The organism is Methylocystis sp. B8 (genome assembly GCF_005771425.1).
In the GTDB taxonomy this organism is placed as follows: domain Bacteria; phylum Pseudomonadota; class Alphaproteobacteria; order Rhizobiales; family Beijerinckiaceae; genus Methylocystis.
Genome location: NZ_VBTZ01000001.1, coordinates 624,672 through 650,080, shown reverse-complemented (window position 1 = coordinate 650,080; position 25,409 = coordinate 624,672). Strand labels below are relative to the sequence as shown.

The following is a 25,409-nucleotide window of genomic DNA, read 5'->3' as shown; positions in this document are numbered from 1 at the left end:
TCCGCCCTACCAGAAGAAAAGACCCGCGGCCACCGACGGCGCGCCGCGCAACAACCCTACCATCGCCGCGAAGACGCTGGCGAAGATGAAGCCGTCGAGCCGATCCATCATGCCGCCATGGCCCGGAATGAGCCGGCTCGAATCCTTTACGCCGAAGCGGCGTTTGACCGAAGATTCAAAAAGATCGCCGACTTGGGAAAAAGCGGCGGCGGCGAGACCCACCAAGAAGACACGCCAACTCGCAAGTTGTGGACCACCGCCGAAATAGACTGCGGCGACGCCAAACAATGCGCCAGAAACGACGCCGGTGATCGAGCCCGACCAGGTCTTTCCCGCCGATACGCGCGGCCAAAGCTTGGGTCCGCCGATCAGCCTGCCGCCGAAATAGGCAAAAATATCGGTTCCCCACACCACGGCGAATAGAAATGCGATGGCGAGCGCGCCGACAGCAGGAGATTCGCGCAAAAGGCATACTGAAAAGGCGAGCGCGCTGGCGTAGACGACGCCGGCGGCCGCCCAGAGTCGACGTTCAGCGCCCGCGACGGCCGCGCCCGCCAGGGCGAGAACCGCAATCGCAAGGGCGGCGGCGCCGGGCATTGAAGCGCGCCCGAACGCCGTGGCCGCGGCGACCGCCGCGCCGCCAATGGCAATTCGAGCCGCGCGGCCCTCGCCGCCTATGAGATTTTGCCACTCCCAGCTCACGGCGAAGGCGGCGGCGAGCCAGAAAAGCGCGAAGATATCGCCGCCGACATAGAGCGTTCCAAGCGCCGCGATGACCATCGCCGCAGCAGAGCCGACGCGCGGTCCAAGATCGCCGAAGCCTCCGGCGGGCCCGAGCGACCGTTCCGCTTTGCCAACGATCCGTTCCCTGGGATTCGCCGTCATGAAGCGGTCTTAGCGCTGCGCGCAGCAGCCTCAAGTCCGCCAAAACGGCGATCGCGATGCGCGTATTCGGCGATCGCGGCGGCAAGCGCCGCTTCGTCGAAGTCCGGCCAGAGAATCGGCAGGAAGACGAATTCAGCATAAGCCGCCTGCCACAGCAGAAAATTCGACAGCCGCTGCTCGCCCGACGTGCGGATGATGAGGTCGGGATCGGGAATGTCCGCAGTGTCGAGCCGCCGCGCAATCGCGTCGGCGTCGATCTCTTCGGGCGACAGCCGGCCTTGCGCTACCATTTCCGCAAGCGCGCGCGCGGCCGCCGCAATCTCCTGCCGTGCGCCATAGTTGAACGCAACGACGAGGGTGAGCCCCGTGTTCGCCTGCGTCACCTGCTCGGCCTCGCGCAGCAGATCTGAGATGTCCGGCGCGAGGTCGGCGCGCGCCCCGATGACGCGCACGCGAACGTTATTGGCGTGCAACTCCGCAAGATCGTTACGGATAAATCGATGCAGCAGCGTGAGAAGGCTTTCGACCTCCTCGCGCGGGCGCGTCCAGTTTTCCGCAGAAAAGGAATAAACGGTCAGATAGCCGATACCAAGCTTGGTCGATGCCCGCACGGCCCGGCGCAAAGCTTCGACGCCGCGCCGATGCCCTTCGAAGCGTGGCAGGCCGCGCTTGGCCGCCCAACGGCCGTTGCCGTCCATGATCAGCGCGACATGACGCGGCGCCGCGCGCGCGTTCCGCGCGTTCGTCTCCTCCTCCAAAATGTCGCTTTCCGTCATACTCGGGTTCCGAACGGCCGTCGGACCTGCAGCTGGCGACGCCGCAGCGTCCTAGATCACGCTGCATTTGGGCGGAATCGCCCAAATGTAGATGACGTGATCGATTCCAAAAGTTTAGAGCGCGCTTTACGCGAAAAACCGGGTTCCACTTTTTCGCGAGCCGCGCTCTATACCTGCATGATTTCCTTTTCCTTGGCGGCGAGCGCGGCGTCGATCTCCTTCACCATCTCGTCAGTCGCCTTCTGCACCTCTTGTTCGTGGCGCTTCTCATCATCCTCGGGAATGGCGTGATCCTTGAGCAACTTCTTGAGAATGTCGAGGCCGTCGCGGCGCACATGGCGCACGGCGACCCGCGCCTCCTCGGCGTATTTATGCGCGACTTTGACAAGTTCCTTGCGCCGCTGCTCATTTAGTTCCGGCATGCGTATGCGCAGGATCTGTCCTTCGACCGTCGGCTGAAGACCGAGATTGGCTTCGCGGATCGCCTTGTCAACGGCGATGACCAGCGCCTTGTCCCAAACCTGAACTGAAATAAGGCGGGGCTCGGGCACGCTGACGGTGGCCACCTGATTGAGCGGCGAAACCTGCCCATAAGCGTCGACATGAACCGGATCGAGCAGGCTCGTCGACGCCCGTCCGGTGCGAAGCCCGCCAAATTCGTGTTTGAGCGTCGCGATCGCGCCCTGCATGCGGCGCTTCAAATCCGCAAGGTCAAAAGTTTCCGTCATATGTGCAACCTGTCTTTGATCTCTCGCCGCTGTCGCCCAACGCGGCGCGGCTTCTTGATGCTTTCAAACTTGGCGTAGCGAAAGCGGCGCACGCCTCCGCCTTCGGCTCGGCGGCGCAGGATTTATTGCACGATTTCCCGCCGCGCGCGAAAGGGCCTTACGGCGCGACGAGGGTAGCGCGCCCTTTGCCGGAAAGCGCCGCGTCAATTGCGCCCGCCTCGGCGATCGAAAAGACAAGAATCGGAATCTTGTTCTCGCGGGCGAGCGCGAAGGCTGCGGTGTCCATCACCGCCAGATTGCGGGCGATCGCCTCGTCATGGCGCAACCGATCGTAACGCTTTGCGCTCGGATCGCGTTTTGGATCGGCCGTATAGACGCCGTCGACCTGAGTGGCCTTGAGCACGGCGTCGGCCGAGAGCTCCGCGGCGCGCAGCACAGCGCCGGTGTCCGTGGTGAAGAACGGATTGCCGGTGCCGCCGGCCGCGATGACGACCCGCCCCTTCGCGAGATGATGCAAGGCCGCGCGGCGCGAAAAGGATTCGCATACGGACGGCATCGGCACTGAAGATAGGCAGCGCGCCGGACGGCCCTGCCCTTCGACCGCCTGCTCGAGCGCTAAGCCGTTCATCACCGTCGCCAGCATGCCGATCGAATCGGCGCGCGCGCGTTCGATGCCGGTGTCCGCGCCTTTGATGCCGCGAAAGAAATTGCCGCCGCCGACGACGACGGCGATCTCATGTCCTGCCGCCGCGGCTGTCGCGAGATCGGCGGCGATGCGGGCCAGCGTCGTTGCGTCGAGACCATGCGGGGCCGCGCCCTGAAGCGCCTCCCCGGACAGCTTGACGATCACGCGCTTGAATTTTCGCGTCGACGTTTGGTCGGACATGAGGCGAATCTCGCTGGCTGAGGCGGAGCGCAATCTTCATAGGGACGCCGCGCCGCGCCGGCAAGTGAGGGGTCGTGGCGCTCAGGCACCAAGTGGCGCAGGAGGAGCGATCATCGGCTTGCTGCAACATGCCGGTCAGCCGCGCGAACCTATCGAACCTGCCATCGCGATGTCTGCGCCGACCGCGGCCGCGGGTCGTTGATACTGCTTAGCAGGAGTGTGCCTTGACCATGCGCAGGGCTGCTGCGCGATTCACACCCTCTGCTCTCACCCGAAAGCAGCGCGAGGAGGCGCGCAAAGCTCTTACACATGGCGCAGCCGCGCAAGCCGACCTTGCGCGGCGGTTCAATGTTTCGCAGAGTACGATTTCGAGGTTTGGACAACGATGACTGATCTAGACTTTGTGCCGCCCGACATGAGAGCGAAGCTTCAAAAGTTTGACCATGAAGCAGGTCAAATCATCGCTTCATTTGTTGGAACAATAGAGGCTTCACCACCGCCGTCAATCATCTATCACTATACAAATGATGTTGGTTTAAGAGGTATTTTGGAAACTGGGAATATTTGGCTCACAGATATTTTCAATCTCAATGACCCATCAGAATTGAGCTACGGTTTTTCACATGTGGTCAAGATTCTGAACAGCAAGGCGGTTGATGGTCCTCCGCCAAGCAAGCTATTCGCTCAGCAAATTGAGGCGCTCCTTGTGCAAGGCGGAATCCAAGCCGCCGCTCATTATTTTGTCAGTTCGTTCAGTTCGACTGGCGACGATCTGGGGCAGTGGCGAGCTTACGCTGACAACGGGCGAGGCTACGCACTCGGCTTTGATGCCAAAGAGCTAGAAAAAGCCTTCACGAAAGAAAGCGATGTGCCGATCCCAAACAATTGCACATTTCCGATCACCTATGACGACAGTAAGCTTGTCGAGTTGCACATGCAGCTTGTTGAAAGAATGTTCCCTTTGCTATCTCTGCCGTACGGCAGGGGCTTGTCGTCGGAAGGCATTCGTGAATACATCAGCGAGCTTTATGTTTTGTTTGCTATCCACGCTTTGCGTTCTGTGCTTTTTTTTAAACATGAAGCTTACAAAAACGAGACCGAATACAGGTTCTTGCAAATACACAGGGCGGACGTGCCCCCTCCAGAGGTAAAATTAAGGAGTCGTCCCTATTCATTGGTCAAGTATAGGGAATTTGACTGGCGGAGCGCAGCGGCAGGGGCGCTCAAAGAAATTGTCATCGGGCCTGCGGCTGATCGCGAAAAGGCTTTTCAGTTTGCGGCGGACTGTCTCCGTTCTTTTCATGACACGGTCTTTGAACCGTTTCATTCAAAAATTCCTTACAAGGCAGTATGAACCACAAAGTCCCATAATGAGTTGCGTGTCTTGCAAAAGGCAGAGGTTTTGGCGACACCCGCCTTCAACATGTGCGCACTTCGCAGTGAACGCGCCATTCGGCTAACTTAAGGCCCGACGTCTCTACCCGGCGCGCCAAACACCTGACCTGTCACGAAGCTCGCTTCGCTTGACGCGAGCAGAACACAAAGGGGAGCAATCTCCGCTGGCTGGCCCAGCGGGCCGAGCGGCGTGTCGGCGCCTAAGTCGGCAAGGTGATCCGGGAACTGCCCGCCGCTCGGCGGCGGCGATCGAACTCGTATTGATGATCGACGAACCCGGGCGTAGGTACGGCAGGGCCGCTTTGGTAATCAAGAACAGCGCGTAAAGATTGGTCCCGCGCCTTCGAGGCGTCTGCTCTCCTCAAGTTAATCGCCGCCACCGTCCCCAACCCCGGGCGGCGCCGGCCGCGCGGCCGCGGCGGGCGGGCGGCCGTCGGGATCGTCATCGTCAGGGCCGCGCCGGAACGTCACATAGACGCCGAGGCGGAAGCAGTTGCGGCCCGCCGACGGCAGGCGAAAGCCGGCCTGACCGTCCCAGACGGTGACGGCGCCGACGCGCTGTCGGCGGCCGGCGAGGCGCAGACGCGGCGTGAGAGAGCTCAGCAGGTCCATGGCGGTTCGGGACGACACACGATGAAAGGAGGCTTCGGTCGAGGCGCTCATGACGCTTACTCCTGTCGGGCGGCGCCGATTGAACATTTCAACAAGACCGCCATCCAAACATTACATTACAACAAATGCGAATGCCGTCAATCCAAGAAAGCTTCCATTAACCATTTTTGTCGGCAATTCGACGTTCAACCCTCGGAAATATTGATTCGTTGGTCCTTAGGTCGTAAGGTTTTGTTAAGAGTTGCCAACAATGTCGCCTCAAAGCGACGAAGAGCCGGTGATGTCTACAACAGACTTCAGCGAACAGCGTATGGTTTCAATGCTCAAACAAGAGCTGGCCAAGGCTCTGGAGCAACCCTACGCCCTTGCGACCGCCATCGCCAAACTGGAAAATGCTTACTATCCCGATCAGGTCGAGGGCTACATCATGGAAGCCGCGCGCACGCTCTCGGCGCAGCTGCGCGGCGCCGGGCCCTCTAATGTTGTTGTAGACTTCCCCTCCCGCGTCGGCGACGCCGGACCGCGGGACTCGGGCGCCGCCGCGGCGCAGGAGCTGATCCTGGCCACGCTGCGCGAGCGCGAGGCTTCCGTGCGCGAATTGCAGATCACCTTAGAAGATCACGGCATCGACGTCTCGCCCGGCAATCTCTCCGTGATCCTGTCGCGCATGACGCAAGCCCGCGCGATTCAGCGCACCGGCCGCGGGCTTTACAAATATCAGGGGTGACGGCGCGTTCGTTCACTCTTTAGCGTGCGCCGCCGAGAACGAATGGCTTGCTCGCCGGACTTTTGGGCGTCATGGCCGGGCTTGTCCCGGCCATCCACGCGACGCCGTTGCGTAGACCCGGCGTGGATGCCCGGCGCAAGGCCGGGCATGACGCGGAGAGATTTCGCGGAATAAAAAAGGCCGGGTTCAACGGAGTCCAACGAGCGCGGAGAGCGGAGAAGGAATGACTTACCCCTGCGCTGCGGCCGCGACCCCGCAAAGGCTCCATATTGTCCAATGATCCTCCGAGCGCTAACGTAGTAGCAATTTATACTGCTGAGTTGGAAATCGTTTCATGAATAGGCGTTTTCGGCCTGTTGATCCATTCGTTGCACGAATGGAAGCCAAGCGCCGGGTTGAGTGGGCGGCGCGACTCACGACAAAGCCAGAGACTGAGCCACCCGTCGCACCAACCAAACCTTCTCTATTGGCCCGCGTAGTCGGCTGGTGGACGAGCTTAAGGAATTTGCTACTTAACGTTGTCGGCACCGCGATCTTTATCGGCGCCAGTATGTTACTTTATGATGGGGTCATGCAACCGACCATCGCCATCTCTCCGATATCCGTTCCTGAAACATTGGAGAAAAGCGGTTATACGAGCGAGATCGCGGCGAATGAATTGCGAGCGGCTCTTAACAAGGTCGTCGCAGACGCGAAGTCTGCCAAAAAGTCTGCGGATGTAGCAGGACGATCCGATATCCCGGACATTGTCGTGCCTCGCACCGGGCTGTCGGTGGAAACCATTGCTGCTCAGGTCCGCAAACTGTTTGGACTGACGAATCGCTGGCAAGCCACAGGCGGGATAAGCATCGAGGGCGATCAATATAAACTGCAATTGAAAATTGCTAACGACAAGACGTCTCTAGTCGTGAGCGCTCCATCGGGGCATAAAGAAATTTCTAGGATAATGGACACAGCAGCGCGCGAAATTTTGGATGCTGCGGATACCTATTTGTTAGCAGCCTCATATTATGACTCTGATCCAAATAAGAGCATAGAATTGGCGAACAAAATCATAGAACGCGAACCGAACAGCGAAGTAGGGGGTTTTTGGGCGCATACTTTATTGTGTGATCTCGTGGAGAAAAAACGCGACTTTAACGAAGCGCTCTTGGAGTGCGAAAAAGCGATCGCTTTCGAAAGAAAGCGGCAGTTCCCGTTCGAGGTCCCGGCATTAATTGCGGGGATATTTGGTGGCTGGAGTGATTCAAAATCCGCTTTGCCCCGTAACATGCTCGGCATTGTTCTCGCGGATCTAGAAAAACTTGACGAGGCTATTGTCGAATTTAAGAAGGCGATTGAACTCGCTCCTAAAGTTGCCGCCTACTACAACAACCTTGGCAATGCTTTGCAACAACAAGAGAAGTTCAGTGACGCCGTCGTGCAATTCAAGAAGGCCATCGAGCTTAATCCGAGCAATGACGCTGCGTACTATAACCTCGGCGTTTCTCTGGCGAGCCAAGAGAACTTCGGCGAAGCCACTATCGAAATAAAGAAGGCAATCAAGCTCCTTCCGAAAGACGCTGATTTTCACTACAAACTCGGCGTCGTTCTCCAAATACAAAAGAAACTCGGGGAGGCCATCGGCGAATATAAAAAGGCTATCGTGCTCAACCCGAAATATACATGGCTCTACATTATTCTTGGCAATGCTCTTACTGATGCAGACAAGCACGAAGAGGCCATCGCCGAATTCAGAAGGGCGGTCGAGTTGGAGCCGCTTAATTCTGAGTTTCGGTCCAAATTTAAAGACGCCCTTGTCAAAAAGCACAATCAAAACAAACCGATTGGTACCGCTCAGCAGACCAAACGTCTTAAGCGCTGAAAATTAGCCGATCCTCTCTCGTGTGAGAGGATCGCGCTCAGAAAAATCACCCCTTCACGGCGGCCGCGACCTCGGCGGCGAAGTCGCTCGTCTGCTTCTCGATGCCTTCGCCGAGCGCGTAACGCTCGAAGCCCTTGATGGCGATCGGCGCGCCCGCCTTGCCCTCTAACTCCTTGACCGCCTGCGCGACAGTCTTGCTGTTGTGATCAGGATGGTTGGAGACCTGATCGACCATGCAGACCTCCTTGGCGTAGGTCTTGAGGCCTGAATCGATGATCTTCTGCAGCACGTTCTCCGGCTTGCCGGCGTTCTTCTCGGCAAGGAGCTTCTTCTCGCGCTCGACCGTCGCCGGATCGAGGCCGGATGCGTCGAGCGCCAGCGGATTGGCCGAGGCGACATGCATCGCGAGCTGACGCGCGAGCGTCGCCAGCACCTCCTTGTCGCCTTTCGACTCGAGCGCGACGATCACCGCGATCTTGCCCTGGCCATCGACGACCTGCGAATGCACATAGCGGCCGACGACGCCCTCGCCGACGCTGAGCGCGGCGGCGCGACGTAGCGTCAGGTTCTCGCCGATGCTCGCAATGGCGTTGGTGATCGCTTCGCTCACCGTTCCACCGCCGGGATAGGCTTCCTTGCCGAGCGCTTCGACGTCGGTCTTGCCGCTTTTGAGCGCGACTTCGGCGATGTTCTTGACGAGCGTCTGGAAGTCGCCGTTGCGGGCGACGAAATCGGTCTCCGAATTCACCTCAACGACGACGCCCTTCTTGTCCGCGACAACCGCGGCGACGAGACCTTCGGCGGCGACGCGATCGGCCTTCTTCGCGGCTTTGGAAAGGCCCTTCTTGCGCAGCCAGTCGACCGCAGCGTCGAAGTCGCCGTCTGTCTGCGTGAGCGCCGCCTTGCAATCCATCATGCCCGCGCCGGTGCTCTCGCGCAGTTCCTTCACAAGAGCGGCGGTGATCGTAGCCATGGTCGAAATTCCTTCTCAAGGGGTCATGCGACGACGCCGGCCCATTGGACCGGCGCGCGCGTCTTAAGCATCGGACGTGATAGATCGAATTACGCGGCGAGCAGCGCCTTCGCCTGATCGACCCAGCCGTCGCGCGCAATGCGGCCGTTCAACTTCAATTCGCCGTCGAGCTTTTCGACATCCGCCGGAGTCATCGCGGCAAGCTGCCAATAATGATAAACGCCGGCGTCGTTCAGTTTCTTGACAAGCTGCGGGCCGACGCCGTGCAGCTTGGCGAGATCGTCCGGAGCGCCGCGCGGCGCCGACAGAAGTTCGAACGCCTCGCTGGGCGCCTCCACATCGCCGGCGGCGACCTCCTCGGCCGTGCGCAAATCTTCGCGGATGACCGGGCCCGCTTCGACGGCCGGCTCGACTTCCGGGGTCTCCGCCGCGCCAATGTCGACGCCCATCGCGCCTTGGCTGCGCGAAATGCCGTCGATGGCGGCTCGCGCCACGAGATCGCAGTAGAGCGCGATGGCGCGGCCGGCGTCGTCATTGCCCGGGATCGGATGGCTGACGCCGTCGGGGTCGCAATTGGTGTCGAGCACCGCGACGACCGGGATCTTGAGGCGATTAGCTTCCTTGATCGCGAGTTGCTCTTTGTTCGTGTCGATCACAAAGATCAGATCCGGCGTGCCGCCCATATCCTTGATGCCGCCCAGCGCCTTTTCGAGCTTGTCGCGCTCGCGGGTTAAGAGCAGCCGCTCTTTCTTGGTGATGCCCGAAGCGCCGGCCGAAAGCTGTTCATCGAGCTTGCGCAGCCGGTTGATCGATCCAGAGATCGTCTTCCAATTGGTGAGCGTGCCGCCCAACCAGCGGGAGTTGATGTAATATTGCGCGCTGCGCTTGGCGGCGTCGGCGATCTGCTCCTGCGCCTGGCGCTTGGTGCCGACGAACAGCACGCGTCCGCCCTTGGAGACGGTGTCCGAAACCGTCTTCAGCGCTTGATGCAGCAGCGGCACCGTCTGGGCGAGATCGATAATGTGGATGTTGTTGCGGGCGCCGAAAATATAGGGCGCCATCTTCGGGTTCCAGCGATGCGCCTGATGGCCGAAGTGGGCGCCGGCCTCGAGCAGGCCGCGCATAGTGAAATCGGGCAGAGCCATTTTTGTCGTTTCTCCGGTTGAGCCTCGGCGAAAGATGAAAGAGGCCGGAGAACCGGCCACCGGAGCGACGTCTTGAGGCAGACGCCGCATAACTCTCGCCTGTGGAATGGCGCGCTTATAGGCGATGCGCCTAAGTTCGGCAAGGGCTGTAACAGCCAAGCCCACGCAACAGTTCAAGCCGACTCAGGCGGCGCTTGCGCGGGTCTTCGAACCGACGAAAAGAGACTAATATTCTTACAGCTGTCCGCGACCAGTTGTCGCATGTTAACATTTTGTATGCAAATAGAAATATAGATTTTTTGACCCGCGTTTCAGGCCGCTCAGGGGCGCATTGCCATCCGCCTGGAAACAAGCTAGGCTCACTCTCGATGCGGCAAGCATTCACGTAAAATCAAGAACAGGGGGAAAACGCATGGCCGTCAACGTTCACAACTCCGGCGATATCGGCAAGATGCTGCTTTGGGTCGCCGCTTTCGTCGCTTTCGTCATCGTCGCTCTGACCTGGGTTCCGGACTGGATTTCTCCCGAAGGAACCAACGGCACGGGTAACCGCAACGGCATGCAAGGCGAAGGCGTTGGCTCTACTGCCCGCATGATTCAGTAAGAAATACCCCTGCCGAACGACTTGCCGGGCGCGCGAGCTCCCGGCCTTGTCTGTTAGGGAGGACGATCGGCCCGGCGACGGCGCAGATCATTTTGGAGCCGACGTTCTCGACATGATCGAGCGTCGGCTTCCGCCTTTTTGGACTGCTAACGCGCCTTAGCGATCCACGACAGCAAAAATCGCACGCCGACGAAGCTGATCGGACCCATAAGTTCGCCAGCATTTTTCTGAGTGATGAAGGCCGCGCCCCAAATCAGCGCGGCCAGCACGAGCAGCAGGCGCGGAGGCGGCTCATGATATGCTTGTGCTCTTGGACTCCTGACGACGCTGTTCCATTCGCTCCATCCAGGCATTCCCTATTTCAGCGGGCGCGCGCCAGAGCGCCGCAGCGGCTCTAACAATCGGGGTCGCTAATATGCCGACCACCGAGTGCGGATCCGCGCCTTCTTCCACGACTCCATATTTAAGGCGCGGGTTCGTCGTCGAGGGAATCTCGAGCGATCCGAACATCCAATCCCAAATAGCAAGGACGCTGCCGAAATTGCGATTGAAATGCTTAGGGTCCGTCGAATGATGAATCTGGTGATGCGCGGGGCTCAAGATGATGTTTCCCAGGACGCCGCGAAACGGAATCCAGAACTGCGAATGCTGAAGATGTCCGATCGTCCAAAGGAAGAAGATGAAAAGGATGTTCTTCCCGTCGACCGTGAACGACTCTGTGGTTCGCCCGAAGACCCAGGCCAATACGCCCGACGCCGCGCCAATGAATGTCGCCAGCATGTAGCCAAAAAATATGTTGTCGATCGGATGGTTGCGAAAGTTCGTGACCGGCGTGAGCACCTCCGCCGTGTGATGCACCTTGTGGAACTCCCATAAAAACGGGATCCGGTGCTTGAGATAGTGATCGACCCAATAGCCGATCTCATACGCCAGAAACAACACGACGGTGGAAAAGACTTTTATCGACAGATCACAGCACGCAATCGGCGCGCGCGCGCCAACCAAACCGTTCAACGCCCCGCTGACCACGATGGCGACGGCGTTCGTCGATATGACGAGAGCGCCCACCACGACCGGCATGAGAACGACGCTGAGGAAGAAGAGCTTAACGTCCGCAGCAGACGACTTCGTGAGCAGGATTCTCTTGTTGAAGATTGCGCGAGCGATAACCCTTAGATTGACGCGTCCGCGGCGCATCTTGCGCTGATAGGCTAGCGCGCAAACGGCGATGAGAAATGTCGTCGCCAGGGAATAGACCGAAAAAATCGAGCCCGCCGAAAACAACTCGTTGGATATCCTCGCAACGGAAAAGCGGAGCGCGTCGTTAATGTCCATCGAGCTTTTCGGTCCAGACGACTTTGAGAATTCGGCAGGGATTCTAACGCGCCTGGGCAGCCTCTTTCTCGTCCAGCGCTTGCGCGGCGCCGGCGCGCGCCCCCTTTGATCACGCGACCGCCTGCCTGCAAAGCGTATTCGCTACCCGAGCCGCTGCCAAGAGCGACGCGCCGTCAGGCTTGGCGCTCACGCTCGAGACTAGAATTCAATCCCTTCCTGCGCTTTAACCCCCGCCGCGAAGTGATGCTTGACCAGCGTCATCTCCGTGACGAGATCGGCCGCTGCAATGAGCTCCGGCTTGGCGTTGCGCCCCGTCACGACGACGTTGAGGTCGTCGCGGCGCGCGGTGAGCGCGTCCAGCACCTCGTCCAGCGGCAAATGCTCATAGCGTAAGGAAATGTTCAGTTCGTCGAGCACGAGCAAACGAACCTCGGGATCGTCCATCAGTTCGCGCGCCTTGTCCCAGGCGCGCCGCGCCGCCGCTTCGTCGCGGGCGCAGTCCTGGGTCTCCCAGGTGAACCCCTCGCCGAGCGTGTGCCAGGAAACTTGACCGAACTCTTGGCCGAGCTTCTCCAGCATGTTGCGCTCGCCCGTGCGCCATTGGCCCTTGCCGAATTGAACGACGCCGACTTTCCAGCCATGGCCGAGCGCGCGCAGCGCCAGTCCGAAGGCCGCGGTCGACTTGCCCTTGCCGGCGCCGGTGTGGACCATCAGCAGGCCCTTGCGCGCAATAGTCTTGCCGGCGACCTCTGCGTCCTGAACCGCCTTGCGCTTCTCCATTTTGAGACGATGCCGCCGCGCCTCGTCGTCCTCGTTCATTTCGGCCACAAGGCGCTCCTTTGCCCGTTTGACGGAAGCAAGAGCCGCGCATATGACTAGTCGGGACGGTCCTTCGCAAGAAGTGAAAAGGGAACGCGGCGCGGGCGTTAGCCCATTTCCGCGGCTGCCCCCGCAACTGTAGCCGGCAAGGTCCGCGCCATCGGCCACTGAGCGTGACGCTTGGGAAGGCGGCGCGGTTCGACGACCCGGGAGCCAGGAGACCTGCCGTCATGGCGATCTTTTAGATCGCTCCGCGCATCGCATCGCCGCCGGTGGGGCGGCAAGGAGACCGATATGAACGCCAAGTCGTCCGTCAATTCCACCGTCCTCGCGCCTTCAAGGCTCGAGGCGCTAAAGGCCGCCGCCGTCGCGCTCGTTCTGGGCTTCGGCCTCGTTTGGCTTGCCGGCTTCGCCTATCCCGAAAGCGTGCACGACGCGGCGCATGACACGCGCCACGCGCTCTCCTTCCCCTGCCACTAGGCCGTAACGCGCTTGATCGCGCGCGTATTGACGACCGGCGTCATCGCCGGCCTTGTCGCAGGGCTTGCGGTCGCAGCCCTGCAGCATTTCACGACGACGCCGCTCATCCTCGCCGCCGAGGTTTATGAGACAGCGCAGCATGCGCATGAGGGCGCCGACGCAAGCCTTGCGCTATCAGGCCTAAGCCGCACGGCGGCGACCAGCGTCGCGACGATCGCCGTCTCGATCGGCTACGCTCTTATTCTGCTCGCCGCGATGCTTCTCTCGGGCGACGCCATCGCGCCGCGACGCGCTGCTCTGTGGGGCGCCTGCGCATTCGCGGCGACTGGACTGGCGACGGCTCTCGGCCTCGCGCCGCAGCTTCCTGGCATGGCGGAAACGGAACTCGCCGCGAGGCAAATCTGGTGGATTGCGACGGCGGTTTCGACCGGCGCCGGACTCTTCGCCCTATTGCGGCTCGACTCGACGGCGGCGAAGATCGCCGGAGTCGCATTGATCGTCGCGCCGCAGTTCTTCGCGCCGCAGCCCGCTACTCCGGAAAGCACGGCGCCGGCGGAACTCGCCGCGCGCTTTGCGGCCTCCTCGCTTGCCGTTCAGGCGATCAGCTGGGCGCTCGCAGGCGCGCTTGTCGGTCTCGTCTGGCGGCTCTTGTCGCGCGAACAGGAGGCGTGATGAGCGGCGCCAAAATTCCCGCAACGATCGTCACCGGCTTTCTCGGCGCGGGAAAGACGACGCTCATTCGCCATGTGCTCGAAAACGCCAAAGATCGGCGCCTCGCGCTCGTCATCAATGAATTCGGCGATGTCGGCGTCGACGGCGACATCCTGCGCGCCTGCGGCGTCGAAAACTGCCCCGAAGAGAACATCGTCGAACTCGCCAACGGCTGCCTCTGCTGCACCGTCGCCGATGATTTCGTCCCGGCGATCGAAGCGCTGCTCGCGCATGAGAAGCGTCCCGACCACATCATCATCGAAACGTCTGGGCTTGCTCTGCCAAAGCCGCTCGTCAAGGCGTTCGACTGGCCGGCGATCCGCTCCAAGCTCACCGTCGACGGCGTTATTGCCGTGATCGACGGCAAGGCCGTCGCGGAAGGCCGTTTTGCCGATGATCTCGAGGCGATCGCGCAGGAGCGTGAAGATGCGCGGACCATCGATCACGACAATCCGCTTGAAGAGGTCTTCGAAGATCAGCTCGCCTGCGCCGATCTCATCATCCTCAACAAAACCGATCTGCTCGACGACGACGAAGAGCGAGAAGTCGCCAGCCGTCTGACGCAAGGCGCGCGTCAAGCGGCGAAGGTCGTGCGCGCCAGCAGCGGGCGAGTCGATCCGCTCGTGTTGCTCGGCCTTTCCGCAGCAGCCGAGGATGATATTGCGAACCGTCCGTCGCATCATGACGCCGAACCGGAACACGATCACGACGACTTTGATAGTTTCGTCGTGTCTCTCTCGCCCGTGAACGATCCGGCGACGCTCGTTTCAAGACTCGCCGAAACGGCGCGCATGCACGACGTGCTGCGCATCAAAGGTTTCGTTGAAGTCGTCGGGAAGCCCATGCGGCTGCTCGTGCAGGGCGTCGGCGCGCGCGTCGAGCATCATTTTGATCGCGCCTGGAAGCCCGACGAGCAGCGCATGAGTCGCGTCGTGATCATCGGCGAGAAAGGCCTCAATCGCGACGCCGTTATTGCGACGCTGGCGCAGCCGTGAGGCGCGATGCATCTCCTCCCACGCGATCTCCATAATCTCGACGACGCCGGCGCGGCGGTCGACCTTGGACAATCTCCCGCGGAAATTGTGTTTCTATCTTTTTCGGACTCGGAGTTGCGGTTGATTGCGCGGCTCTATGAACAAGGAGCCCCGACTCTTCCGAGCCTGCGCTGCGCGTCGCTTGCGCAATTGACGCACCCCTACTCCGTCGATCTCTATCTCGAGTCCGTCGCGCGACATGCACGGCTCATTATCGTACGCCTGCTCGGCGGCAAGGATTATTGGGTGTACGGCGTCGAGCAGCTCGCAGCGCTCGCGCGCGCGAATTCAATCTCGCTCGCGATCGTGCCCGGCGATGCACATGACGATGCGCGGCTGAAACAGGCTTCAACGCTCGACGCAGAGGCGCTCAATCGGATCTGGCGCTTTTTTCAGGACGGCGGTCCTGACAATTTGCATTCATTCCTCTGTTACGCATCGACTCTCGCCGGCCATCCAACGCAGTGGCGCGAGAGCGCGCCGGTCGCCAACGCCGGGCGTTTTGACGCCGCATGCCGCGCTGGCGGCGCGTTGCGCGCGACAATCGTCTTCTATCGCGCGATGTTCCTCGCCGATGATTCCGCGCCGATCGTCGCGCTCGCAGATGCTCTGGCTGAGCGCGGGTTTGCCGTCGAAGCGATCTATGTCGCGAGCCTGAAAGAGGCCGAGAGCGAAGTCTTCGTATCGCGCTCGCTCGAAACATTCGCGCCCGACGTCATAGTGAACGCCACAGCCTTTTCGGCGCGTCGCGACGCGGGAAGCATTCTCGACCTCGCCGAAGCGCCAGTGCTGCAAGTCGCTCTTGCGACGTCATCGCGCGAAACCTGGGCGTCATCGACGCGCGGCGCGAACGGCGCCGATCTCGCGATGAATGTCGTTTTGCCGGAAGTTGACGGACGTATTTTCACGCGCGCGATTTCCTTCAAGGAAGAAGCGCCGCTGCGTCTGGCGGCGGAATTCAGCGAAACGCGCCATGGGCCGGAACGCTCGCGCATCGATTTCGTCGCTGATCTTGCGCTGAACTGGGCGCGGTTGCGGCGCAAGCCCAACAAAGAGAAGGGTCTCGCGCTTATTCTTTCGGATTATCCGGCGCGACGCGGCCGCGGCGGCTACGCCATCGGATTGGATGCCGAAGCGAGCGTGTATGAGATCATCTCGGCGCTGATCGACGAAGGATATCACGTCGATCCAGTCCTTAGCCGTCCGTTGAGGATGGTCCGCGCCCTTGAAGAGGGGATGCAAACCGTCGACATTTCGCTCTCCGATTACCGCGACTGGCTCACCGCGCTTCCCGCTGATTTCGTCATGGGCGTCAACGACGCTTGGGGCGCGCCTCAGGACGACCCTGCTGTTATCGACGGAGCGTTCCGCTTCTCCTGCCTCGAAGCTGGCAAGCTCGTCATCGCGCTGCAGCATGATCGTGGCGCGCGCACTGAGCGTTACGAGACCTATCACGACATTCAGCGCCCGCCGCGCCACGCCTATGTCGCCTTCTATCTCTGGCTGCGGCATGTGCGAAAGATCGACGCGCTCATTCATCTCGGCGCGCATGGCACGCTCGAATGGCTTCCAGGCAAGTCGGTCATGCTGTCTGAGACATGCGCGCCGGAAGCCGTGCTCGGCCCGACGCCGCTCATCTATCCTTTCATCGTCAACGATCCCGGCGAAGCCGCGCAGGCGAAGCGCCGCACCTGCGCGGTGACGATCGGCCATCTGACCCCGCCGCTCGTCGACGCCGAACTGTTTGACTCGGCGGCGAAGATTGAAACGCTGCTCGATGAATATGCGACGGCGAGCGCGCTCGATTCGCGACGCGCGAAACTCATCGCCGGCGCCATCATCGACGAAGCCGAGCGCAATGGTCTCACAGCGGAATGCGGCGTCTCGCGCGACATGGACATCGCCGAGACTTTGACTCGACTCGACGCCTGGATGTGCGATCTGAAAGAAATGCGCATCGGCGACGGACTGCATGTCTTCGGCCGCCCCGATCGCGATCCTGCGCGCGACGCCAGCGCCAGCGCCGAACGTGAAGCGCTCATCGCTGCCCTTTCGGGGCGTTTCATTGAACCCGGACCTGCCGGCGCGCCATCACGCGGACGCGCCGACGTCCTGCCCACGGGTCGCAATCTCTATTGCATCGATCCGCGTCATGCGCCGACGCAGACAGCTCACGACATCGGCCGGCGCGCCGCCGCCGAAGTGATGACGCGTCACGCGCAACAGCATGGCGAATTCCCGCGCCACATCATGCTCGATCTCTGGGGCAGCGCGACGATCCGCACGGGCGGAGAAGATTTCGCGCAGGCGCTCGCGCTGCTCGGCGTCGCGCCGCATTGGGACGCCGCAAGCGCGCGCGTCATTGGCTTTGAAATTCTGCCGCAAGCGCGGCTCGACTTTCCGCGCGTCGACGTGACGCTGCAGGTATCGGGACTGTTTCGCGACATGTTCCCGGGGCTCATCGCGCTGTTCGACGACGCCGTGCGCGCTGTCGCCACGCTCGATGAAGACGCCGAGTTCAATCCGCTGAAAACGGCCGACGATCTGCGCCGTGTCTTCGGCGCCGCTGACGGAACATACGGCCTTGGCGTCAGCGACCGCGTCGTTCATGGCGAATGGTCGAATCGCGATGATCTTGCGCGCGCCTATTTGTCCGCAGCGGGTCACGCTTATGATCGCGCGGGAGAGAGCAACGAAGCTGTCGCGGCGTTCTGCGAACGCGTCGCCGCGGCTGATGCGCATGTCCATGTTCAGGACATGGCGGAGGTCGACGTTTTGATCGGACCCGCATTCGCCGATTTTGAAGGCGGTTTCGCCGCCGCCAACGCGATGCTCGGCGGCGACGCCGATCTGTTGCATCTCGATTCGACTCGGCCCGAGCGACTGCGGACACGCGCTTTGAAAGACGAGATTGCGCGCATCTTGCGCATGCGGCTCGCAAATCCACGATGGCTGCAAGGCCAGATGCGGCACGGTCATCGCGGCGCGGGCGAAATTGCCGAAACGATCGACAATCTCTATGCTTTCGCCGCGACAAGCAGTCTCATAAGCGACGCGCAATTCGATCTCGCTTTTGACGCCACCTTGGGCGATGATGCGATCTGCGATTTTCTCGCCGCAGAAAATCCCCGCGCGCTCACGGCGATCGCGCGCGTTTTTAGCGAAGCGCTCGCGCGCGGCATGTGGAATACGCAACGCAACAGCGTGCGCGACGCCTTAAGCAATGTCGAACGCCAAGAGGGAGGGCGTTTTGCAGCCGAGGCCTGAGATCAAAGGCTGGTGTCCTGGAGCCTTCGCGCCGATGCCGAGCGGCGATGGTTTGCTGATCCGCGCCAAGGCGGTCGGCTCGTGCATGAGCGCGGCCCAGGCGCAAGGGATCGCGAAGATCGCCAAAGCCTGCGGCAATGGATTGATCGACCTCTCGCAGCGCGCACAACTTCAGTTGCGCGGCATCAGCGAGGCGACGATCGCCGAAGCTCTGCGCCGGCTCGATGCGATCGGCATGCTTGCGCCGAATGCTGACGCGGAGCGCGTCACGAATATCATCGCGTCGCCGCTCGCCGGGCTCGCGCCGGGCGCCTTCGACGCCAACCAGATGGCCGCTGTCCTCGCCGGCGAACTGCAACGCGATGCGACGCTGCGCGCGCTGCCGCCGAAATTCCTGTTCATGCTTGATGACGGCGGGGCGCTGTCGCTTGCCGACGTCGAGGCCGACATTCGGATCGAAGCGATTGCAAACGGAGAAGTCGCGATCCGCATCGCCGGCGTTCCCGATCGCGCAGTATTCGTCGCCGCCGACGAAGCGCTCGACGTTGGGTTGCGTTTTGCGCGCGCCTTCGTTGAGCTGCGCGCGCAACACGCTTATGCCTTCAAACGCGTCCGCACGCTGGTTGAGGCGCTAGGCGCCGAAGCGCTGCCCGACGCGGCTGGGCTGACGATGCGCGTCTCTAAGGAATCGCGGACGATTGCACCTCGCGCGCGCATTTTTGGTCCGCAACGCTGTGGCGCCGTCGCTTACGCGGGCGTCGGCGCGCCTTTCGGCCGCTGGCGTGCAGACGAACTCGCGGCTGTTGCAGAATTTGCGCAAGACGAGGGAACGGGCGAGTTGCGTCTTACGCCATGGCGCGCCTTGCTGATCGTCACGCCCGATAATGAGGCCGCGCGACGCGTCATTTCGCGCGCGCAAGATCATGATCTCATCACATCGTCCAATGACCAGCGCCTCGCGGTCATCGCCTGTCCCGGCGCGCCAGAATGCCCGCAGGCGCTCGCTGAGACCCGCGCGCATGTCATGGAGCTGGCGCCGCTTGCGCAAAAAATTGTCGGCGCTGACGGCGTCGGCCTGCATCTTTCGGGCTGCGCAAAGGGCTGTGCGCGCCAGAGCGCGTCGCCGATCACGCTGCTTGCCTGCGCCGAGGGTTTCGATCTCATCGAGAACGGCGGCGCTGACGGCGCGCCGCGTTTCAGATCGCTGACGTTCGAAGCGGTGATGCGCGAACTTTCCGCGCGCGCGGCCGGACGGCCGCAATGACCCTCCGCTTCGACTATATCCACGACGGCGGAGAGATTTACGCGCGCTCCTTTGCGACCATTCGCGCCGAGTCAAATCTCACGCGTTTCACGCCCGAGCAGGAAAAGGTCGCGGTGCGCATGATCCACGCCTGCGGCATGGTGGAGCTCGCCGACGATATCGAGTTCTCGCCCGAATTCGTCGCGGCGGCGCGCGATGCGCTGCAAAGAGGCGCGCCGATTTTGTGCGACTCCAACATGGTCGCGCATGGGGTCACGCGCTCGCGGTTGCCAGCGGAAAACCAGGTCGTCTGCACGCTGCTCGAACCGAGCGTGCCGGCGCTCGCCGCCGAGATCGGCAATACGCGCAGCGCCGCTGCGCTGGAGTTGTGGCGCAATCGCTTGGACGGCGCTGTGGTCGCGATCGGCAATGCGCCGACGGCCTTGTTCCGCCTGCTCGAGATGATCGACGAAGGCGCGCCGCCGCCAGCCGCCATCATCGGCATGCCTGTCGGTTTTGTCGGCGCGGCGGAATCAAAGGAAGCGCTGCGCGAAGACGGCCGCATTCCGTTCGTCATCGTGAAAGGCCGCAAGGGCGGTAGCGCCATGGCCGCCGCCGCCATCAACGCGCTCGCGAGCGAAAAGGAATGAACGCGCTTGCGTCAACATCTCAGGAAGGCGTCGCCGCGCTCGGCGCGCTGATCGGCGTCGGCCTCGGCCCCGGCGATCCGGAGCTTGTGACGGTAAAGGCCGCGCGCCTCATTGGCGCGGCGAAAGTCGTCGCTTTTTTCGCCAAGCGCGGACGCGCGAGCCAGGCGCGCGCCATCGCCGCCCCCTATCTCGCAGCGGACTGCGAAGAGATTGCGCTCGATTATCCGGTGACGACGGAAATCCCATTCGATCGGCCGGAATATGTCGAATCGCTTCAGCGATTCTACGAAGACTGCGTCATGCGCATTCGCGCCGTGCTTGAAGCGGGCCGCGACGTGACGCTGCTCTGCGAAGGCGATCCGCTGCTTTACGGCTCCTTCATGCATATGTTCGCGCGGCTCGACTCGCGCTTCCGCATCGAAATTTGCGCTGGCGTCTCCGGCATGTCGGGATGTTTCGCCGCGGCGCGCCAGCCGATGGCCTGGGGCGACGACATTCTCACCGTTTTACCGGCGACGCTCGATGAAGACAGACTTGCATCGCGTCTCGCCGAAACGGATGCCGCCGTGGTGATGAAACTCGGCGGCAATTTCGCCAAGCTGCGTCGCGCAATGGCCCGCGCCGGCGTCATCGATCGCGCAATCTACGTCGAGCGCGGCGCGATGCCCGGCGAGAAAATCATGCGCTTCGAGGACAAGCGCGATGATGAGGCGCCCTATTTCTCGATGGCGCTTGTGCCAGGGCGAGGTCGGCGCCCTTGAGCGGCGCGCTTGACATCGTCGGCCTCGGTCCGGCCGACGCCCGGTGGCTGACTCACGAGGCGCAAGAGGCGCTCGACGGGGCGCAGGACATTATCGGCTATGCGCCCTATGTCGCGCGCGTGCCCGAACGCGCGGGTCAGACTCGGCTTGCAAGCGACAATCGCGTCGAAATTGATCGCGCGCAGGAAGCGCTCGCGCGCGCCGCGCAAGGTCGCCGCGTCGCCGTCGTTTCGGGCGGCGACCCCGGCGTTTTCGCCATGGCTGCGGCGGTGTTCGAAGCGGTCGATTGCGGCCCGCGCGAGTGGCGCGATCTCGACATTCGCGTGCTTCCCGGCGTCTCTGCGATGCAAGCCGCGGCGGCGCGGCTCGGCGCCCCGCTCGGCCATGACTTTTGCGCGATCTCGCTGTCCGATAATCTCAAGCCCTGGGACGTCATCGCCAAGCGGCTCGAACATGCGGCGCAAGGCGACTTCGTCATCGCGCTTTACAATCCGGCGTCGCGCGCTCGACCCACGCGCATTAATGACGCTTTCGCGCTGCTCCGTCGTCACCTTCCCGGCGACACCTTCGTCGGCCTCGCAAAATCTGTGGGCCGCGAGAATGAGGAGATCATTCTGACGCGGCTCGACGAAGCCGAGGGCGACAAGGTCGACATGTCGACGCTTGTCGTGATCGGCGCGAGCGGCACGCGCCGCGTTGCGCGCGAGGGCGCCCGCGATTGGGTCTATACGTCGCGGAAAGCGACATGAGCGCGCCGTGGTTGTCGCTGATCGGGCTTGGCGAAGATGGCGCCGACGCGCTGACGCCAGCGGCGCGCGCGCTCGTCGCGCAAGCCTCGCTGATTGTCGGCGGCGCGCGGCATCTCGCCATGGTCGACTCGCCAGCGGAACATCTGCAGTGGCCTTCGCCGCTGACTGATGCATTGCCGTACATCCTTGCTCGACGCGGCAAGCCGACGGTCATCCTCGCCTCAGGCGATCCTTTTTTCTATGGCGTCGGCGATCTCATCGCGCGTCATGTCGCGCGCGATGAGATTTTCTGCGTTCCGGCGCCTTCGGCCTTTTCGCTCGCAGCCGCGCGGCTCAAATGGAGCCAGCAGGATTGCGCGCTTCTTTCGCTGCACGGCCGCGCCTTTGAGCGCGTGACGCCGCATTTGCAGCCGCGCGCGCGGATCATCGCGCTTTCATGGGACGAGACGACGCCAGCGCGCCTCGCGCAATGCCTTGTCGAGCGCGGGATGGGCGGATCGCGCCTCTATGTGCTCGAACGTCTTGGCGGTCCGCATGAGCGCATGCGCGATGCGCGCGCGGACGCGTTCGCTCTCAACGACATTGCGCCGCTCAACACCGTCGCCGTTGAAGTCGAGGCCGAGGATGGCGCGCAGGTCGTTCCACTTGCGCCGGGCCTGCCCGACGAGTGGTTCGAGCATGACGGACAGCTCACCAAGCGCGACATTCGCGCCGTGACGCTCTCGGCGCTCGCGCCGCGCAAGGGCGAATTGCTGTGGGATGTGGGCGCAGGCGCGGGCTCCATCGCCATCGAATGGATGCTGAGCGACCCCTCAAATCGCGCCATCGCGATTGAGCGTGACGACGCGCGCGCGGCGCGCATCGCGCGCAACGCGCTGTCGCTCGGCGTTCCAGATTTGCGCGTCGTTGATGGCGAAGCGCCGGAGGCGCTCGCGGAACTCGAACCGCCGCAGGCGATCTTCATCGGCGGCGGCGCAGACGCCGCCACGCTCGACGCCGCATGGATCGCTCTGCCCCGCTTCGGGCGCATCGTCGTCAACGCCGTTACGATAGAGACACAGTCGCTTCTCGCTGGCGCTTATCACGAAAAGGGCGGCGAGCTGTTGCATCTGCAAATTGCGCATGCGCGCCCGATCGGCCGCTTTCACACGCTCGATCCGGCGATGGCGGTGATGCAATGGCGCGCAGTGAAGAGATGAACGCGCTCTATGCCTTCGGCCTCGGCGCACGACGGGGCGTCGCCGCGCAGGATATCGTCGAACTCGTGCGCCGAGTTGCTGAGACGCATAATGTCGATCTGCGCGAGGCGAGGCTATATGCGCTCGAAAGCAAGGCGGAGGAAGCCGGGCTGCACGAGGCCGCGCGCGAACTCGGCGTCGAACTCGTCTTTCTGCCGCTCGCGGCGCTGCGCGCGCGCAAGGCCCCCGCGGCGACGCATTCGCCACGCGTGCAGGCGCTCTTTGGAGTCGGCAGCGTCGCCGAGGCCGCGGCGCTCGTCGGCGCCGGCGCGAACAGCCGCCTCGTCGCGCCGCGCGTGACGACGCCGGTCGCCGCCTGCGCTCTTGCGAAACGCGGCGAAGAGGAAAACTCATGACCGTGCACTTCATCGGCGCCGGTCCTGGCGCCGCCGATCTCCTCACCTTGCGCGGGCGCGATCTCATCGCGCGATGTCCGGTGTGCCTTTACGCCGGCTCGCTCGTGCCTGCGGGGGTGCTTGCGCATTGTCCAGCCGACGCGCGCATCGTCGATACGGCGCCGCTGTCGCTCGACGATATCGTCGCTCAAATGAAAGAGGCGCATGACGCCGGGCTTGACGTCGCGCGGCTGCATTCCGGCGACCTTTCGATTTGGAGCGCAGTCGGGGAACAGATGCGACGCCTCGACGCGCTCGGCATCTCTTACACGATGACGCCGGGCGTCCCAGCCTTTGCGGCGGCGAGCGCTGCGTTGAAACGCGAATTCACCCTGCCCGAAGTCGCGCAATCTCTGGTGCTGACGCGCACGTCAGGTCGCGCATCGTCGATGCCAGAGAATGAAAAGCTTGCGACTTTCGCGCAATCGGGCGCAACGCTCGCGATCCATCTTTCGATTCATGTTCTCGCGCGAGTCGTGGACGAACTGACTCCTTTTTACGGCGCCGACTGTCCGGTCGCGCTCGTCTATCGCGCCTCATGGCCGGATGAACGCATCGTGCGCGCAACCCTCGCAGACATCGACGCGCGCGCAGCCGAAACGCCGATGGACCGCACCGCGCTCATTCTTGTCGGGCGCGCGCTCGCGAGCGAAGATTTTCGCGAAAGCGCGCTCTATGACGCGGGTTATGATCGGCGCTTCCGGCCCAGAGGCGAAAGGTGAACGCGCCCGGCCTGCTGATCGGCGCCGCCCGCTCCTCGTCGGGCAAGACGACGCTGACGCTCGGTCTGATGCGAGCGCTGACGCGGCGCGGCTCGTGCGTCGCGCCCGTCAAATGCGGGCCGGATTATATCGACCCCGCTTTTCACGCAGCGGCGACCGGCCGCGCCAGCGTCAATCTCGATTCCTGGGCGATGGATGCGGATTTGATCACGCGCCTCGCCGCGCGCACAAGCGAAGGCGCGGACATCGTGATCGCCGAAGGCGCCATGGGGCTTTTCGACGGCGCGCCAGGTGGAGCGGCTGGCGTCGGCGCCAGCGCCGACATCGCCGCCATGCTCGGCTGGCCAGTGGTGCTGATCCATGACGTTTCCGGCCAGGCGCAGACGGCGGCGGCGATCGTGCGCGGAATTGCTGCGCATGACGCGCGCGTGAAAGTCGCAGGCGTCGTGTTGAACCGCGTCGCCTCAGAGCGCCATCGCAGACTCGCTGCTGAAGCAATAGAGGCGCTCGGCATAAAAGTGCTTGGCGCGCTGCCGCGCGACGAGAAGATCATACTGCCCGAACGCCATCTCGGCCTGGTGCAGGCTGGCGAGACACAAGATCTCGATCAACGTCTCGACGCTCTCGCTGATTTCGTCGAAACGCATGTGGATGTCACGGCGGTGATCGAGGGCGTGCGCAGCGTCACATCTCGCGCCGCTAGGCAGGAGAGGGACAGGGAGCGGGCGTTTCCGCCCCCCGCCCAGCGCATCGCGGTCGCGCGCGACGACGCCTTTTCCTTCTTTTATCCGCATCTCGCACAGAGTTGGCGCGACGCCGGCGCAGATCTCTTTTTCTTTTCGCCGCTCGCCGACGAGGCGCCGCCCAATGATTGCGATCTCTGCTGGCTGCCCGGCGGTTATCCGGAGTTGCACGCCGGGCGGCTGGCGGCGGCTCAAAATTTCATGAGCGGGTTGCGGCGTTTCGCTGAAGCACGCTGGGTCCACGGCGAATGCGGCGGCTACATGGTTTTGGGCCGCTCCCTGATCGATGCGGCTGGCGAGGCGCATGAAATGGCGGGACTGCTCGAACTGGAAACGAGCTTCGCCAAGCGGAAGCTGCATCTCGGCTATCGCCACGCGAGACTGGCGGCAGATCACCCGTTGGGCGTCCTCGGATTCCGACTGCGCGGGCATGAGTTCCACTATGCGACTGTTCTGCGCGAAGAGGGCGCGCCTTTCGCGCTGGCGCAGGACGCCTATAGCGAGGATGAGCGCCCCGCCGGGCTGACGCGCAACGGCGTTTCCGGCTCCTTTTTCCACCTCATGGCGTAAAAAAGGGCCGCCGGAAGAACCAGCGGCCCAAGTCAAGGGAGGAAACGCCCAAGGAGGGCTACGAAGCGAGACAGCTCTCGCTGCGTCGCACTGTTAT

27 protein-coding genes and 1 riboswitch are annotated in these 25,409 nt (G+C 62.4%); of the genes, 16 read left to right on the top strand and 11 right to left on the bottom strand.

What is annotated here, in order from left to right:
• Positions 1 to 6: 6 nt before the first annotated feature.
• From FEV16_RS03085 to pyrH, 4 genes are all read right to left on the bottom strand, one after another.
• Entirely contained in the window at positions 7 to 885 is an 879-nt protein-coding gene (locus FEV16_RS03085; protein ID WP_138166113.1) for a phosphatidate cytidylyltransferase, read from the bottom strand.
• Positions 882 to 1,661: an isoprenyl transferase gene (locus FEV16_RS03080; RefSeq protein ID WP_138166112.1), complete on the bottom strand. Its 780-nt coding sequence runs from the start codon at positions 1,659 to 1,661 to the stop codon at positions 882 to 884. The genes FEV16_RS03085 and FEV16_RS03080 overlap by 4 nt, the downstream gene beginning before the upstream one ends.
• A gap of 167 nt (positions 1,662 to 1,828) precedes the next feature.
• Positions 1,829 to 2,389, bottom strand: coding sequence for a ribosome recycling factor (gene frr, locus FEV16_RS03070; RefSeq protein ID WP_138166111.1), 561 nt, complete (start codon positions 2,387 to 2,389; stop codon positions 1,829 to 1,831).
• A gap of 157 nt (positions 2,390 to 2,546) precedes the next feature.
• Positions 2,547 to 3,275 (bottom strand): UMP kinase, encoded by a 729-nt coding sequence (gene pyrH / locus FEV16_RS03065; protein WP_138166110.1) that lies wholly within the window; start codon positions 3,273 to 3,275, stop codon positions 2,547 to 2,549.
• A gap of 385 nt (positions 3,276 to 3,660) precedes the next feature.
• On the opposite strand from pyrH, the gene FEV16_RS03060 reads away from it, so the two are divergent.
• On the top strand, positions 3,661 to 4,629 hold the full coding sequence (locus tag FEV16_RS03060; RefSeq protein ID WP_138166109.1) for a DUF2971 domain-containing protein: 969 nt from the start codon (positions 3,661 to 3,663) through the stop codon (positions 4,627 to 4,629).
• A gap of 107 nt (positions 4,630 to 4,736) precedes the next feature.
• Here FEV16_RS03060 and FEV16_RS17120 read toward each other — a convergent pair whose 3' ends face one another.
• Together FEV16_RS17120 and FEV16_RS03050 are read right to left on the bottom strand one after the other, a co-directional pair.
• Positions 4,737 to 4,847 (bottom strand): hypothetical protein, encoded by a 111-nt coding sequence (locus FEV16_RS17120; protein ID WP_246657181.1) that lies wholly within the window; start codon positions 4,845 to 4,847, stop codon positions 4,737 to 4,739.
• A 189-nt stretch (positions 4,848 to 5,036) separates the two neighbouring features.
• Positions 5,037 to 5,333 carry a hypothetical protein gene (locus FEV16_RS03050; protein ID WP_138166108.1) on the bottom strand — a complete coding sequence of 99 codons (297 nt, stop codon included), beginning with the start codon at positions 5,331 to 5,333 and terminating at the stop codon, positions 5,037 to 5,039.
• Positions 5,334 to 5,562: 229 nt separating this feature from the next.
• Here FEV16_RS03050 and FEV16_RS03045 point away from each other — a divergent pair, with 229 nt between their 5' ends.
• Together FEV16_RS03045 and FEV16_RS03035 are read left to right on the top strand one after the other, a co-directional pair.
• Positions 5,563 to 6,009: a hypothetical protein gene (locus FEV16_RS03045; protein ID WP_138166107.1), complete on the top strand. Its 447-nt coding sequence runs from the start codon at positions 5,563 to 5,565 to the stop codon at positions 6,007 to 6,009.
• 334 nt (positions 6,010 to 6,343) lie between these two features.
• Complete coding sequence (locus FEV16_RS03035) at positions 6,344 to 7,873, top strand: tetratricopeptide repeat protein (protein ID WP_138166105.1); 1,530 nt, start codon at positions 6,344 to 6,346, stop codon at positions 7,871 to 7,873.
• A 46-nt stretch (positions 7,874 to 7,919) separates the two neighbouring features.
• On the opposite strand, the gene tsf is transcribed toward FEV16_RS03035, so the two are convergent.
• Both tsf and FEV16_RS03025 read right to left on the bottom strand, forming a co-directional pair.
• Positions 7,920 to 8,846 carry a translation elongation factor Ts gene (tsf, locus tag FEV16_RS03030; RefSeq protein WP_138166104.1) on the bottom strand — a complete coding sequence of 309 codons (927 nt, stop codon included), beginning with the start codon at positions 8,844 to 8,846 and terminating at the stop codon, positions 7,920 to 7,922.
• 89 nt (positions 8,847 to 8,935) lie between these two features.
• Positions 8,936 to 9,991 carry a 30S ribosomal protein S2 gene (locus tag FEV16_RS03025; RefSeq protein WP_138166103.1) on the bottom strand — a complete coding sequence of 352 codons (1,056 nt, stop codon included), beginning with the start codon at positions 9,989 to 9,991 and terminating at the stop codon, positions 8,936 to 8,938.
• A 412-nt stretch (positions 9,992 to 10,403) separates the two neighbouring features.
• Here FEV16_RS03025 and FEV16_RS03020 point away from each other — a divergent pair, with 412 nt between their 5' ends.
• On the top strand, positions 10,404 to 10,595 hold the full coding sequence (locus FEV16_RS03020; RefSeq protein WP_138166102.1) for a hypothetical protein: 192 nt from the start codon (positions 10,404 to 10,406) through the stop codon (positions 10,593 to 10,595).
• A gap of 146 nt (positions 10,596 to 10,741) precedes the next feature.
• Here FEV16_RS03020 and FEV16_RS03015 read toward each other — a convergent pair whose 3' ends face one another.
• The 3 genes from FEV16_RS03015 to cobO all read right to left on the bottom strand — a co-directional run bounded on the left by FEV16_RS03015 (position 10,742) and on the right by cobO (position 12,749).
• Positions 10,742 to 10,948 carry an EamA family transporter gene (locus FEV16_RS03015; protein WP_246657139.1) on the bottom strand — a complete coding sequence of 69 codons (207 nt, stop codon included), beginning with the start codon at positions 10,946 to 10,948 and terminating at the stop codon, positions 10,742 to 10,744.
• The gene (locus FEV16_RS03010) at positions 10,887 to 11,930 is read right to left on the bottom strand and encodes a sterol desaturase family protein (protein WP_138166101.1); all 1,044 of its coding nucleotides are present in this window, start codon (positions 11,928 to 11,930) and stop codon (positions 10,887 to 10,889) included. The genes FEV16_RS03015 and FEV16_RS03010 overlap by 62 nt, the downstream gene beginning before the upstream one ends.
• 198 nt (positions 11,931 to 12,128) lie before the next feature.
• Complete coding sequence (gene cobO / locus FEV16_RS03005; protein ID WP_138166461.1) at positions 12,129 to 12,749, bottom strand: cob(I)yrinic acid a,c-diamide adenosyltransferase; 621 nt, start codon at positions 12,747 to 12,749, stop codon at positions 12,129 to 12,131.
• Between the two features lie 49 nt (positions 12,750 to 12,798).
• Positions 12,799 to 12,994, top strand: a riboswitch (cobalamin riboswitch).
• A 49-nt stretch (positions 12,995 to 13,043) separates the two neighbouring features.
• On the opposite strand from cobO, the gene FEV16_RS03000 reads away from it, so the two are divergent.
• Genes FEV16_RS03000 through FEV16_RS02945 form a run of 12 tightly spaced genes read left to right on the top strand, consistent with a single transcriptional unit; the run spans position 13,044 to position 25,312 of the window.
• Positions 13,044 to 13,229, top strand: coding sequence for a CbtB domain-containing protein (locus tag FEV16_RS03000; protein WP_138166100.1), 186 nt, complete (start codon positions 13,044 to 13,046; stop codon positions 13,227 to 13,229).
• 12 nt (positions 13,230 to 13,241) lie between these two features.
• Complete coding sequence (locus tag FEV16_RS02995; protein WP_138166099.1) at positions 13,242 to 13,901, top strand: CbtA family protein; 660 nt, start codon at positions 13,242 to 13,244, stop codon at positions 13,899 to 13,901.
• A complete protein-coding gene (cobW, locus tag FEV16_RS02990; RefSeq protein ID WP_138166098.1) occupies positions 13,901 to 14,935 on the top strand; it encodes a cobalamin biosynthesis protein CobW in 1,035 nt (344 codons plus the stop codon). Before FEV16_RS02995 ends, cobW begins: the two co-directional genes overlap by 1 nt.
• A 6-nt stretch (positions 14,936 to 14,941) precedes the next feature.
• A complete protein-coding gene (cobN, locus tag FEV16_RS02985) occupies positions 14,942 to 18,241 on the top strand; it encodes a cobaltochelatase subunit CobN (protein ID WP_138166097.1) in 3,300 nt (1,099 codons plus the stop codon).
• Positions 18,225 to 19,505, top strand: coding sequence for a precorrin-3B synthase (cobG, locus tag FEV16_RS02980; protein WP_138166096.1), 1,281 nt, complete (start codon positions 18,225 to 18,227; stop codon positions 19,503 to 19,505). The genes cobN and cobG overlap by 17 nt, the downstream gene beginning before the upstream one ends.
• Positions 19,502 to 20,134, top strand: a complete 633-nt coding sequence (locus FEV16_RS02975) for a precorrin-8X methylmutase (protein ID WP_138166095.1) — start codon at positions 19,502 to 19,504, stop codon at positions 20,132 to 20,134. The genes cobG and FEV16_RS02975 overlap by 4 nt, the downstream gene beginning before the upstream one ends.
• Positions 20,131 to 20,895 carry a precorrin-2 C(20)-methyltransferase gene (locus FEV16_RS02970; protein WP_138166094.1) on the top strand — a complete coding sequence of 255 codons (765 nt, stop codon included), beginning with the start codon at positions 20,131 to 20,133 and terminating at the stop codon, positions 20,893 to 20,895. Before FEV16_RS02975 ends, FEV16_RS02970 begins: the two co-directional genes overlap by 4 nt.
• Positions 20,892 to 21,644 carry a precorrin-3B C(17)-methyltransferase gene (cobJ, locus tag FEV16_RS02965; protein ID WP_138166093.1) on the top strand — a complete coding sequence of 251 codons (753 nt, stop codon included), beginning with the start codon at positions 20,892 to 20,894 and terminating at the stop codon, positions 21,642 to 21,644. Before FEV16_RS02970 ends, cobJ begins: the two co-directional genes overlap by 4 nt.
• Positions 21,641 to 22,843 (top strand): precorrin-6y C5,15-methyltransferase (decarboxylating) subunit CbiE, encoded by a 1,203-nt coding sequence (gene cbiE, locus FEV16_RS02960; RefSeq protein WP_138166092.1) that lies wholly within the window; start codon positions 21,641 to 21,643, stop codon positions 22,841 to 22,843. Before cobJ ends, cbiE begins: the two co-directional genes overlap by 4 nt.
• The gene (locus FEV16_RS02955; RefSeq protein WP_138166091.1) at positions 22,822 to 23,238 is read left to right on the top strand and encodes a cobalamin biosynthesis protein; all 417 of its coding nucleotides are present in this window, start codon (positions 22,822 to 22,824) and stop codon (positions 23,236 to 23,238) included. The genes cbiE and FEV16_RS02955 overlap by 22 nt, the downstream gene beginning before the upstream one ends.
• Positions 23,235 to 23,999: a precorrin-4 C(11)-methyltransferase gene (cobM, locus tag FEV16_RS02950; protein ID WP_138166090.1), complete on the top strand. Its 765-nt coding sequence runs from the start codon at positions 23,235 to 23,237 to the stop codon at positions 23,997 to 23,999. The genes FEV16_RS02955 and cobM overlap by 4 nt, the downstream gene beginning before the upstream one ends.
• Positions 23,996 to 25,312 carry a cobyrinate a,c-diamide synthase gene (locus FEV16_RS02945; RefSeq protein ID WP_138166089.1) on the top strand — a complete coding sequence of 439 codons (1,317 nt, stop codon included), beginning with the start codon at positions 23,996 to 23,998 and terminating at the stop codon, positions 25,310 to 25,312. The genes cobM and FEV16_RS02945 overlap by 4 nt, the downstream gene beginning before the upstream one ends.
• The last annotated feature ends 97 nt before the right edge of the window (positions 25,313 to 25,409 follow it).

What these genes read in the sequence shown, in the direction of transcription:
- FEV16_RS03050 (WP_138166108.1), bottom strand. Translation starts at nt 5,333, where the DNA reads ATGAGCGCCTCGACCGAAGCCTCCTTTCATCGTGTGTCGTCCCGAACC.
- cobW (WP_138166098.1), top strand. Translation starts at nt 13,901, where the DNA reads ATGAGCGGCGCCAAAATTCCCGCAACGATCGTCACCGGCTTTCTCGGC.
- cobN (WP_138166097.1), top strand. Translation starts at nt 14,942, where the DNA reads ATGCATCTCCTCCCACGCGATCTCCATAATCTCGACGACGCCGGCGCG.
- FEV16_RS03035 (WP_138166105.1), top strand. Translation starts at nt 6,344, where the DNA reads ATGAATAGGCGTTTTCGGCCTGTTGATCCATTCGTTGCACGAATGGAA.
- FEV16_RS02955 (WP_138166091.1), top strand. Translation starts at nt 22,822, where the DNA reads ATGGCGCGCAGTGAAGAGATGAACGCGCTCTATGCCTTCGGCCTCGGC.
- FEV16_RS03000 (WP_138166100.1), top strand. Translation starts at nt 13,044, where the DNA reads ATGAACGCCAAGTCGTCCGTCAATTCCACCGTCCTCGCGCCTTCAAGG.
- cobO (WP_138166461.1), bottom strand. Translation starts at nt 12,749, where the DNA reads ATGAACGAGGACGACGAGGCGCGGCGGCATCGTCTCAAAATGGAGAAG.
- FEV16_RS03045 (WP_138166107.1), top strand. Translation starts at nt 5,563, where the DNA reads ATGTCTACAACAGACTTCAGCGAACAGCGTATGGTTTCAATGCTCAAA.
- FEV16_RS03010 (WP_138166101.1), bottom strand. Translation starts at nt 11,930, where the DNA reads ATGGACATTAACGACGCGCTCCGCTTTTCCGTTGCGAGGATATCCAAC.
- FEV16_RS03060 (WP_138166109.1), top strand. Translation starts at nt 3,661, where the DNA reads ATGACTGATCTAGACTTTGTGCCGCCCGACATGAGAGCGAAGCTTCAA.
- FEV16_RS03020 (WP_138166102.1), top strand. Translation starts at nt 10,404, where the DNA reads ATGGCCGTCAACGTTCACAACTCCGGCGATATCGGCAAGATGCTGCTT.
- FEV16_RS03015 (WP_246657139.1), bottom strand. Translation starts at nt 10,948, where the DNA reads ATGCCTGGATGGAGCGAATGGAACAGCGTCGTCAGGAGTCCAAGAGCA.
- frr (WP_138166111.1), bottom strand. Translation starts at nt 2,389, where the DNA reads ATGACGGAAACTTTTGACCTTGCGGATTTGAAGCGCCGCATGCAGGGC.
- cobM (WP_138166090.1), top strand. Translation starts at nt 23,235, where the DNA reads ATGACCGTGCACTTCATCGGCGCCGGTCCTGGCGCCGCCGATCTCCTC.
- FEV16_RS03025 (WP_138166103.1), bottom strand. Translation starts at nt 9,991, where the DNA reads ATGGCTCTGCCCGATTTCACTATGCGCGGCCTGCTCGAGGCCGGCGCC.
- FEV16_RS03080 (WP_138166112.1), bottom strand. Translation starts at nt 1,661, where the DNA reads ATGACGGAAAGCGACATTTTGGAGGAGGAGACGAACGCGCGGAACGCG.
- cbiE (WP_138166092.1), top strand. Translation starts at nt 21,641, where the DNA reads ATGAGCGCGCCGTGGTTGTCGCTGATCGGGCTTGGCGAAGATGGCGCC.
- FEV16_RS03085 (WP_138166113.1), bottom strand. Translation starts at nt 885, where the DNA reads ATGACGGCGAATCCCAGGGAACGGATCGTTGGCAAAGCGGAACGGTCG.
- pyrH (WP_138166110.1), bottom strand. Translation starts at nt 3,275, where the DNA reads ATGTCCGACCAAACGTCGACGCGAAAATTCAAGCGCGTGATCGTCAAG.
- FEV16_RS02975 (WP_138166095.1), top strand. Translation starts at nt 19,502, where the DNA reads ATGACCCTCCGCTTCGACTATATCCACGACGGCGGAGAGATTTACGCG.
- FEV16_RS02970 (WP_138166094.1), top strand. Translation starts at nt 20,131, where the DNA reads ATGAACGCGCTTGCGTCAACATCTCAGGAAGGCGTCGCCGCGCTCGGC.
- tsf (WP_138166104.1), bottom strand. Translation starts at nt 8,846, where the DNA reads ATGGCTACGATCACCGCCGCTCTTGTGAAGGAACTGCGCGAGAGCACC.